The following is a 9,875-nucleotide window of genomic DNA, read 5'->3' as shown; positions in this document are numbered from 1 at the left end:
GACAATTCCCGTCTGCCTCGCGACGCCATGCACGCACTCTCGCCGCACCGGGCGCAGACCCAAGTACGTCCAGTACGAGGCTCTACGCCCGGCACTCCCCCAGCCTCCGGCCGGGGGGACCCCCAGAGCACGCACCTGACGCCGCGAGGCCGCCCTCCGGGCGACGACGGGAATTGTCAGACAGGCCCTAGGCCGGGACGTCCCGCGCGCCGCCCTCGTACGGCCGCGGGCCGGTCACCCCGGTCCTCGCAAGGTTCACGCGAACGGGAGCGGGGGCCGCCTGAGGCGGCCCCCGCTCCCGTCGTACCCGAGTCCCGTCAGTCGGTGCCGGGCTCCGCGACCAGTGCCGTCTGCATCAGCCTCGCGCGGCGGCGGGCGATGTGCAGGGCACGGCCCGGAGGGAGGTTCCTGGGCTTCGCGTTGCCGAAGAGGCGGCCCTCCGTGGGCGGGCAGGAGAGCAGCACGGCCGGGTTGTTGGCCTCGTCGAGGCGGCGGATCAGGCCGTCGCTGAGGCCGCGTCCCGCACCCATGGCGCTGCGGGCGACGACCAGGTGCAGACCCATCTCGAAACCGAGCGTCAGGTACTCGAACAGGGGCTCCATGGGGCTCTGGAACGAGCTGCCGGAGACCATGTCGTAGTCGTCGACCAGGATGAACAGCCTCGGTCCCGTCCACCAGTCGCACGTGCGCATGCGGCTGGGCGCGATGTCGGCCCCCGGGACCCGCGTCTTCATGGCCCGGGCGGCGCCCTCGATGGTCTCCTTGAGGTTGTCCAGGGAGATGACGTGCCCGATGCGGTACTCCTCGGGCACGGTGTCCACCAGTGTGCGGCGGTAGTCCACCACGATGATCTTCGCCTCGGCGGGGGAGTAGCGCGAGGTGATGCCCGCCGTGATGTTCCGGAGCAGGTTGGTCTTGCCGCTCTCCGTGTCGCCGACCACGATCAGGTGCGGGGTGCGGCTGAAGTCGTGCCAGACCGGTTCCAGGGCGTCCTGGTCGATGCCCAGTGCCAGGCGCATGCCGCCGCCCTCGGTGGACTCGGGCGCCGGCAGCTCGGCGGCGGGCAGCCGGTGCGGCAGCATCCGGACCTGCGGGGCCGGTGCGCCGGGCCAGTGCCGGGCGACCTCGGTGACCAGGTGGGCGACTCCTTCGCCGAGGTCGTCGAGGGAACCGCTGCCGTCCAGCCTGGGCAGGCCGGCGAGGAAGTGCATCTTGGTGTCGGAGGTGATGCCGCGGCCGCCGCTGCGGGGCACCGAACGGGCCTTGCGGGTGTCGATCTCGGAGTCCATCGGATCACCCATCCGCAGTTCGAGGCGGGTGGCCGACTGGTCGCGGACCTGCGCCGACAGCTCCACCCAGCGGGTGGTGGTGATGAGCAGGTGGATGCCGTAGTTGAGGCCGCGGGCCGCGAGTTCGTTGAACTTCGGGATCAGGTCGTCGTAGTCCTGGCGGACCGTGGACCAGCCGTCGACCACCATGAACACGTCGCCGAACGGCTCGTCGGGGAACTCCCCGGCGGCCCGGCGGCGCCGGTAGGACTGCATCGAGTCGATGGTGTGGTCCACGAAGAACTGCTCGCGCCGGGCCAGCAGCGTCATGACCTCGGCCACCGCGCGGTGCACCCGCTCCGGGTTGAGCCGCGCCGCGACCCCGCCGACGTGCGGCAGCGCGGCGAGCTGCGAGAGACCGCCGCCGCCGAAGTCGAGGCAGTAGAACTGGATCTCGGCGGGCGTGTGGGTGAGGGCGAGCGCCCCGATGAGGGTACGGGCGAGCGTGGACTTGCCGCTCTGCGAACCGCCCGCGATGGCGACGTGGCCGCCCGCCCCGGACAGGTCCACGACCAGCGGGTCGCGGCGCTGCTCGAAGGGCTTGTCGACCAGGCCGACCGGAACGCGCAGCTTGCCGGTGCCGCCCCAGCCGGCGGCGGTCAGGCCGCGCTCGGGGTCGACGGTGAGGCCGCCGGGCAGCAGGGCGTCCAGCGGCGACGGCTCGTCCAGCGGCGGCAGCCACACCTGGTGGGCGGCGGGACCGGAGTCGCGCAGCCGGTCCAGGGCGACGGCGAGCAGGGTCTCCTCGTCCTCCTCGCCCTCCGGTTCCGGCTCGGGGGCCGACTCCAGCGTGCGCGGTACGACCCAGCCGCTGGTCCACGGCACCACCTGACTGGCCACCCGGGCCTGCACCACCGCGCCGGTGCGCCGGCGGTAGGTGCCCGACGAGTAGGCGGCACGGAACCGGGTCAGCGACTCCACCCCGGACTTCAGGTAGCCGCTGCCGGGCTGCGCCGGGAGCTCGTAGGCGTCCGGAACGCCGAGCACGCCGCGGCTCTCCATGGCGGAGAAGGTGCGCAGGCCGATGCGGTACGAGAGATGGCTCTCCAACTGGTGCATACGGCCCTCGTCCAGGCGCTGCGAGGCGAGCAGCAGGTGCACCCCGAGGGAGCGGCCGAGGCGGCCGATCATCACGAAAAGGTCCATGAACTCCCGGTGCGTGGAGAGGAGTTCGCTGAACTCGTCGACGACCACGAAGAGGCTGGGCAGCGGGGTCAGGTCGGCCCCCGCGGCACGGGCGCGCTCGTACTCCAGGGCGGAGGTGTAGTTGCCCGCCGCCCGCAACAGCTCCTGGCGGCGCATGAGTTCACCGTGCAGAGCGTCCTGCATGCGCTCCACCAGAGCGACCTCGTCGGCGAGGTTGGTGATGACGGCGGAGGTGTGCGGCAGTTCCTCCAGGCCCAGGAAGGTGGCGCCGCCCTTGAAGTCGACCAGGACGAAGTTCAGGGTCTCGGAGGAGTTGGTCAGCGCGAGACCGAGCACGAGCGTGCGCAGCAGCTCGCTCTTTCCGGAGCCGGTGGCGCCGATGAGCATTCCATGCGGGCCCATGCCGCCCTGCGCGGACTCCTTGATGTCGAGTTCCACCGGGCGGCCGTCCACGCCGACCGCCACCGGGACCCGCAGCCGCCCGGCTCCGGTGTGCCGTGCGAAGAGCGTGGCCGGGTCGTGCCGGTGCAGGTCGGGAATGCCGAGCAGCGTGGTCAGTTCGACGTCGGCGTCCAGCGGCTGCGCGATGTCGGTGCCCAGGCTGATCCGGCGCGAGGTGAGCAGCCGGGCCAGCGACTCGGCGCCGAGCGGGCCGAGCCGGTCGGGGCGCCCGAGCGGCACGGAGCGCTCCTTGCGGCTGCGGTCGGTGCGCACCAGGTTCACCCGCTGGGGACCGACGGTCAGCCGCAGCGTGTTGCGTCCGGGCCGCCAGCGCAGCGCGCCGGACACGTCGAGGACGACGGCGTTGCGGTAGCCGTGCCCCTCCCAGCGATGACCCTCGGGCACGGTGACGCCGTCCAGGACGACGACGGTGAAGGGCTCGTCACGTCCGGGGCGGCCGTCCGGGTCGAAACCCGGGCGCTCGGCGAACTCGGCGCCGAGCAGGTCGTCCAGCTCGGTCAGGTCGGCGGTGATCCGGCGGACCTGGCCGGCGCCGTCCTCCTCCTGCGGATGCAGCGCGTGCGGCAGCCACTTGACCCACTCCCAGTCGGGGCGGCGCTCGTCGCTGACGCAGATCGCGAGCCACAGCTCCTCGGGCGCGTGGAACACCGCGAGCTGGGCGAGCGCGGCGCGTACGAGGGAACGTACGGCGTCGGCCGGGTCCTGAGCCGGGGCGCCGCCCGCGGTCCTGGCCTCGCCCGGGTTCGCGTTCGGCGCGACGCCCGGCTCGGCGGACGCCTGCGTGGTGGTGTCCTCGGGGCGCAGCAGGATCCGCGCGGACGACCGCAGGTACAGGCCGAGCGGCTGGTCCGGGACGGTGGAGTAGGCGCGGATGAAGCGGCGCAGGGCGTGCGCGCACAGCGGTTCGAGGTCCTCGACCGGGCGGGTGGAGATCGGCTGCAGGGTGAGCGCGAGCTGCTGTTCACCGACCGCGAGCCGGGCCTCGCCGAAGTCCTCGTCGGTCGGGCGGCGCTCCCACAGCCGCGAGGTGCGGGCCAGGGAGCGCAGCGAGGCGGGGTCCGGGTGGCGCCAGGCGAGCGCCCGCTGCTGCTCCACGATGGTGGACCGGACCCGCTGGCGGGTCTGCGCCAGGTAGCGGAGGTAGTCGCGGCGCTCGCCCTTCAGCCGCTGCTTGCGCTCGCTGGAGCGGCGCATCAGCTGCCCCAGCAGCATCGCACCGGCGGAGAGCGCCATGACACCCATCGCCAGATACATGAAGACGCCGTTCCCGCCGCCGGGGCGCAGGAACATCAGCATCATCGACACCGACATGAGCGCCATCGGCAAATAGGTCCATATCGCCGAGGTGTCGGGCACCGTCTCGGCGAGGACCGGTGGCTCCTGAAGGGTCAATTGGCCCTCGGGCATCTCCGGTCCGCGTCTACGGGCCGGCCGGCGAAACAGCACCACACTCAAGGAACGAAACCTCCGGTTTCACTGGCTTTCCGGCCCGCGCCGAATACCGGCGCACCCGGCAGCGGGAAAGACCGTACCGGGCTCATTCTCCGGACCGCGCGTCATGCGGTGAACGCCGGGGTGAATGTTTCGAGCTGATGGCGGCGACGGTCAACTCCCGTGAAGGACAACTCCATACCGGACATCGAGTCCGGTCCGCAGCTCGATCCGGCGGGCGCAGGCAGTAGTCTGCATTCACGGAACGCGGCCTGTCCATCTGTCCATGCGGGAGAGACGGTCGCCGGCGGCGCGGACACAACTCTGCTGTTTCGTACCCCCCGTTCGCCCCCGCGCCGGCCTTCCGTACTCTTCGCAGGTGCCCCCTCCCGGGGAAGTCCTCGTGCCAAAGCCCCCACGGAAGACGAGAGTTCAGCTGATGACCGACAGCGCTGTGGCCGAACTGTGCCGCCTGACCGTACGTGCGCCGAGCGTCTCCGTCGATCTGGCCGTACCCGCCGACGTGCCGGTCGCCGATCTCCTGCCCACACTGCTGCGCTACGTCGGCGAGGAGGCCGAGGAGGCGGGCCTCGACCACGCCGGCTGGGTGCTCCAGCAGCTCGGCGACGCCCCGCTCGACGAGGAGACCACCCTCACCCGTGCCGGGCTCTCCGACGGCGCCGTGCTCTACCTGCGCCCGCACACCGAGGCGCTGCCCGAGGCGCGGCTCGACGACCTGGTCGACGGGATAGCCGACACCGCGGGCCGCAAGCTGCACACCTGGCACCCCGGAGCGGCCCGCGGACTCCTGGTCGGCACGGCGGTGGCCACCGTCGCCGCCGCGCTCGCCCTGGTGCTCTGGCCCGGGGCGACCGGCTCCGGCCGACTCCAGGTCGCCTTCGCGGCCGTCACCGGGCTGCTGCTGCTCGCGGGCGCCGGCTCGGCCAGCCGCGCCGTCGGTGACCGCCTGTCCGCCACCGCGCTCGCCCTGCTGGTCGCGCCCTGCCTGGCCCTCGCCGGCTGGCTGCTGCCCGGCGGCGACCTGACCGGCCCGGACGCCGCCCAGGTCGCGGGCGCGCGGCTGCTCGCCGCGGGCGCGGCCGGCGCGGGCGGCGCGGTCCTCGCGCTCGCCGCCACGGCCGTCGGCGCCCCGGCCCTCTTCGCCACCGCGGTGGTCTCGGTGGCGACCGCCGTCGCCGGCGCCCTGATCGGGTACTCCGGCCTGAGCGTGCCCGCCTCGGCGGCCCTGGTGGCTACCGTGGTCGCGCTCGCCGCCGGAGCGGTGGCACCCTTCGCCTTCAAACTGGCCGGCATGCGGCTGCCCTCCCTGCCGTCCTCCGCCGCGCAGCTCCAGGAGGGCATCGAGCCCTACGCGGGCGACGAGGTCGCCGAGCGCACCGAACTGGCCGGACGCTGGGTCACCGCGCTCTTCGCCGCCACCGGCGTCATCGCCGCGGCCGCCCTGGCCGTCCTGACCGAGCGGCCGAACCTGCCCGAGGTGCTGACCGCGCTCGGACTGAGCCTGCTGCTGCTCCTGCACTCCCGCGGGCTCGTGCACATCGGCCAGCGGCTGACCCTCGCGGTGCCCGGCGTCTGGGGGCTGCTGCTGCTCGCCCGCGCCTGGGCGGCGGACCACGACGGCGACGGACGCGCGGTGGTCTTCGCGGTGCTGCTCGCCGCCGCGGCCGCCCTCGTGATCGCCGCCTGGACGGTGCCCGGCCGCCGGATGCTGCCGTACTGGGGCCGCGCGGCCGAACTGGCCCACACCGGCCTCGCGGTGGCGCTGCTGCCGCTCGCGCTGTGGGCGGCCGGGCTCTTCGGCTGGCTGCGCGGCCTGTTCGGCTGAGCGCACCCTCGTACGCCGCGGCACGACAAGGAGTTGAGGAGAGGCCGTGCAGTCCAAGAGAGACCAGGTACACGCCCACACGTTCATGATGGGCAGGCTCAGTTCGAGCCTGCTCATGGCCGACCCGGACGCCCCGGAGAGTCCGCTCGGGCGCACCACCCGCGGCGTGGTCTTCGGGGTCCTGGTCACCGTCCTGATCGGCGCGGGCGCCACCGTCTACGGCCTGCTGCGCCCCGGTGGGAACGACGGCTGGCGTGACGGCGAGCACCTGGTGGTCAACCGCGACACCGGCGCCCGGTACCTGTGGACGGGCACCGACGGCGTACTGCACCCGGTGCGCAACTACGCCTCCGCGAAGCTGATCGGCGGCTCCGACCTCGCGACCGCCGACGTACGCACCCCCTCGCTGCAGGGCGTCCCGGTGGGCGCCTCGGTCGGCATCCCCGGCGCCCCGGACGTCGTGCCCGAGCCAGGCCAACTCGACGACGGCCCCTGGCACATGTGCGTCACCGGACCGGACGGGGCCCTGCCCGACACCTCGGGTGCCGTGACGACTGGCGGAGTGGGCAAGCCGGGCGCGACCACCGTGGCGGCCGGTACGTCCCTGGACTCCCGCGCCATCGGCCGCGACCGCGGTGTGCTGGTGAGCGGGCCGGGCGGCACGGAGTACCTGGTGTGGCGCGGAAGCCGACTGCCGCTGGACCGCGACTCCGACGCCCGCAACGCCCTCGGCTACGGCTCCCGCGAGCCGATGCCGGTCTCGGCGGCCTTCCTCGACGCGCTGGCCCCCGGCCCCGTCCTGAAGCCGCCGGCGGTACCGGGACGCGGTGAGGAGGGCCCCGTCCTCGGAGGAGAGGCCAGCAGGATCGGCCAGCTGTTCAAGATCAGCGTGCCCGGCGGCGACAGCACCTACCACCTGCTGCGCAAGGACGGCCTGGTGCCGCTGACCCGGCTCGGCGCCGCCCTCGTCCTCGGCGACCCGGCCACCCAGAAGGACGCCTACGAGGGACGGTCGCCCGAGGTGCGTACGCTCGGCGCGGACGCGCTGCGCGAACACCGGGCGAAGGACTCCGGCGACGCCGCATCCGCGGAACTGCCGGACGCGCCGCCCCTCCCGCAGTCCGCGGAGCGCGGCACGGCCCTCTGCGCACAGGTCGACGGCGACAACGGCGGCGTACGGATCAGGTCGGTGCTGGTCCCGCTGGACCGGCTCGCCCCCGTCGCGGTGTCGCAGGGCACCTCCCAGCCGCTCGAACCGGCCTGTGTCCCGACGGACGCCACGGTCGTACGGCCCGGGCACGGCGCCCTGGTGCGGGCGCTGCACGCGAGCGGCGCGGCGCACGGCTCCACCACCTACCTGGTGGCGGAGAACGGCGTGAAGTACCGGGTGTCCGCCAAGGAGTCGCTGGCGGCGCTCGGGTACGAGGCCTCGGACATCGCCTCGGTCCCGGCCCCGCTGCTCGCGGCCTTCCCCACCGGCGCGGACCTCGACCCGGCCGCCGCCTCCGGCGCCATGGAGCCCAGGGTCACGGCTCCGGAGTGCGGCGACGCCGGCCGCTCGAAGAAGGCGGGGAAGAGTGAGGAGGCGGACAAGGCGGGCGAGGCGAGCAATGCGGTCCCGGCGGACACCGGCTCACCGAACTGACACCGCGCACCGATTCCGGCAAGAAACGCATACGGGTCACGGAAAGGGGCCGGTCGGGGGCCGGCGAAGGAAAAAAGTCAGGCCGAAATCGGCGCCGAATGGCGTGAATTCGCCAGTGCCGTCGTGCCTCACGATGCCGGTCACCCGGAGAAAGCTCAGAAGAAGCTCAAATTATTCGGCCGGTGTACGCGTCCCTGGATTCCCGCGGATGCGCGCACAAAGCCGGGTCGGGCCTTCCCCGTGACCGTTCGGTCCCTTCGTGTGCCCGCTTTCTGCCCGCTTCGCGAGTCGGCGCGGGCAGTTCGCGTCCGGCTTCTCCCGGCGATCGCGCCCACCTGTTCATCCGGCTGCAACGCTCGCACAACTCCGTTGCCATGCAAGCGAATTCCGGCGGACCGGCTCTTGCTCACATCTTCCTGCACGCATTGCGCGGAACCCTGTTTTCTCTTTAGCCTCAGCAGGCAACGGTGCGTTGAGACGCGCCTGAACGAAGGGAGCGTGACATGGCGGACAGCGCCGCGAGGAAAGCGGACTATGCCAAGGGCTTGGGGGGCGTCTCCTCCCTGGAGACGGCCCGCGACCAGGTCGAGAAAACGCAGAACAACGTCGCCGAGATCGCCGCGCGTTCCGGCGTCGGCGGCGACGAGGGCCAGGCCCTGCTGAAGCTCTTCCGCAGCTGGAACGCCGAGGCGCAGAAGGTCGTCATCCAGATCAGCACGATGATCGACGCGCTCCAGGAGAACGTGACCTCCGCCAACCGCCTGGCGAAGGAGAACCAGGACCTGACCGAGGTTCTCAACAGCAAGACCAGCCAGGGCGTCTTCGAAGCACTGAGCTGAACCACCCGCGGTAACGGCCCCCTTAGGTGCGGCCGGACTTCGTGAGCTTCCCGGGCCCCGCGCCCGGCCTTCGAGAGGAGACGTCATGGCCGACGGCATCATCGACGTGCAGTACCCCAAGGTCCAGCAGGCCATCGAGGAACTGATGGACCAGACCCAGGTCATCATCAACACCCTCAACAACCTGGAGGACGAGCTCAAGCCGCTCGTCAGCACCTGGGAGGGCGCGGACCAGGAGCAGTACCGCGTGGTCCAGGCGGAGTGGGACAACGCCACCAAGAACATGGCCCGGCTTCTCGGTGACAACGGCGAGCTGATCCGCACCATCCACGACAACCACTCCCGTGACGAGCGCAGGAGCGCCGACAACTGGGGCAACGTACGCGCCCGTTGAGCCCACGGCCCCCGGGCCCGCCCGTGGCCGCCCTTCCGTCCTGAGGGCGCGGCCCCGGCGTCGCGTGCGTGCGACGGGGAACGCCGGGACCGCCCGCACGGCGACGTCATGCGGGCGGTCCGAGGCGGCCCCCGTGCGATGGGCCGCGGCCGGGCCCGTGCGGGCCTCCGCGGCCCAGCGCCGGGCCTTCCCCGCCCGGGCCGTCCCGTACCCCCGTCCGGCATCTAGCAGCAGGAGATCGTCCCATGGCCGGTGACAAGGCCGACGTCAAGCATTTCGACCTCAAGCAGATGGAGAACTTCCGGGACAACGAGGTACAGCCGGTCTACACCGCCGCGAAGAAGCACCGGGAGGAGGGCGACGGCGCCAGCATCCGCCCGCTCGGCCACCTCGTCGACGGACACACCACCCCGGACAACCTCGCGCAGGACAAACAGCTCCTGCGCATCGGCAAGATGGTCACCGACCCGCTGGTCTCGGGTCCGAAGCTGGTCGAGGGCGTCCGCACCGCGGCCGAGGCCATCGACAAGCTGCTCGGCGACCAGATGGACCTGTTCAAGGAGCTGAAGGAAGCGCTCACGGACACCATCGAGGAAGCCAACAAGACCAAGGACAAGAACCTCGGGGCGATTGACGCGCAGACGCTGCTGCAGACCTTCGAAGAGGTCGACACGCTCACCGCCGGCAGCCCGGAGGAAGAGGACTGACCCCGCGCGCACCCCGGCGGCACACCGACGCCGGCCGGCGCGCGATCCCCGTAAGAGACACACGCCCGCGCAGCCGT

6 protein-coding genes are annotated in these 9,875 nt (G+C 72.4%); 5 read left to right on the top strand and 1 reads right to left on the bottom strand.

The features are described from left to right. Positions 1-317: 317 nt before the first annotated feature. Complete coding sequence (gene eccCa, locus ACZ4VA_RS07715; RefSeq protein ID WP_468080291.1) at positions 318-4,343, bottom strand: type VII secretion protein EccCa; 4,026 nt, start codon at positions 4,341-4,343, stop codon at positions 318-320. A 463-nt stretch (positions 4,344-4,806) separates the two neighbouring features. Between eccCa and eccD the strand changes: the two genes are divergently transcribed. The 5 genes from eccD to ACZ4VA_RS07690 all read left to right on the top strand — a co-directional run bounded on the left by eccD (position 4,807) and on the right by ACZ4VA_RS07690 (position 9,798). Beyond that, a complete protein-coding gene (gene eccD / locus ACZ4VA_RS07710; RefSeq protein ID WP_388905053.1) occupies positions 4,807-6,213 on the top strand; it encodes a type VII secretion integral membrane protein EccD in 1,407 nt (468 codons plus the stop codon). Positions 6,214-6,259: 46 nt separating this feature from the next. Beyond that, entirely contained in the window at positions 6,260-7,858 is a 1,599-nt protein-coding gene (gene eccB, locus ACZ4VA_RS07705; protein WP_468080289.1) for a type VII secretion protein EccB, read from the top strand. 503 nt (positions 7,859-8,361) lie between these two features. After that, positions 8,362-8,697: a hypothetical protein gene (locus ACZ4VA_RS07700; RefSeq protein WP_121409269.1), complete on the top strand. Its 336-nt coding sequence runs from the start codon at positions 8,362-8,364 to the stop codon at positions 8,695-8,697. Positions 8,698-8,782: 85 nt separating this feature from the next. Then, positions 8,783-9,091, top strand: coding sequence for a WXG100 family type VII secretion target (locus tag ACZ4VA_RS07695; RefSeq protein ID WP_356168180.1), 309 nt, complete (start codon positions 8,783-8,785; stop codon positions 9,089-9,091). 245 nt (positions 9,092-9,336) lie between these two features. After that, positions 9,337-9,798 carry a type VII secretion system-associated protein gene (locus ACZ4VA_RS07690; RefSeq protein ID WP_355791817.1) on the top strand — a complete coding sequence of 154 codons (462 nt, stop codon included), beginning with the start codon at positions 9,337-9,339 and terminating at the stop codon, positions 9,796-9,798. Positions 9,799-9,875 lie beyond the last annotated feature (77 nt).

It is taken from the genome of Streptomyces sp. NPDC028308 (assembly GCF_055565855.1).
Note: the sequence above shows the minus strand (reverse complement) of the source record. Positions and strands in the feature narration are given on the sequence as shown.

Excerpts from the sequence above, each read along its gene's own strand:
- ACZ4VA_RS07695 (WP_356168180.1), top strand. The coding sequence starts at position 8,783 with ATGGCCGACGGCATCATCGACGTGCAGTACCCCAAGGTCCAGCAGGCC.
- eccD (WP_388905053.1), top strand. The coding sequence starts at position 4,807 with ATGACCGACAGCGCTGTGGCCGAACTGTGCCGCCTGACCGTACGTGCG.
- ACZ4VA_RS07700 (WP_121409269.1), top strand. The coding sequence starts at position 8,362 with ATGGCGGACAGCGCCGCGAGGAAAGCGGACTATGCCAAGGGCTTGGGG.
- ACZ4VA_RS07690 (WP_355791817.1), top strand. The coding sequence starts at position 9,337 with ATGGCCGGTGACAAGGCCGACGTCAAGCATTTCGACCTCAAGCAGATG.
- eccCa (WP_468080291.1), bottom strand. The coding sequence starts at position 4,343 with ATGCCCGAGGGCCAATTGACCCTTCAGGAGCCACCGGTCCTCGCCGAG.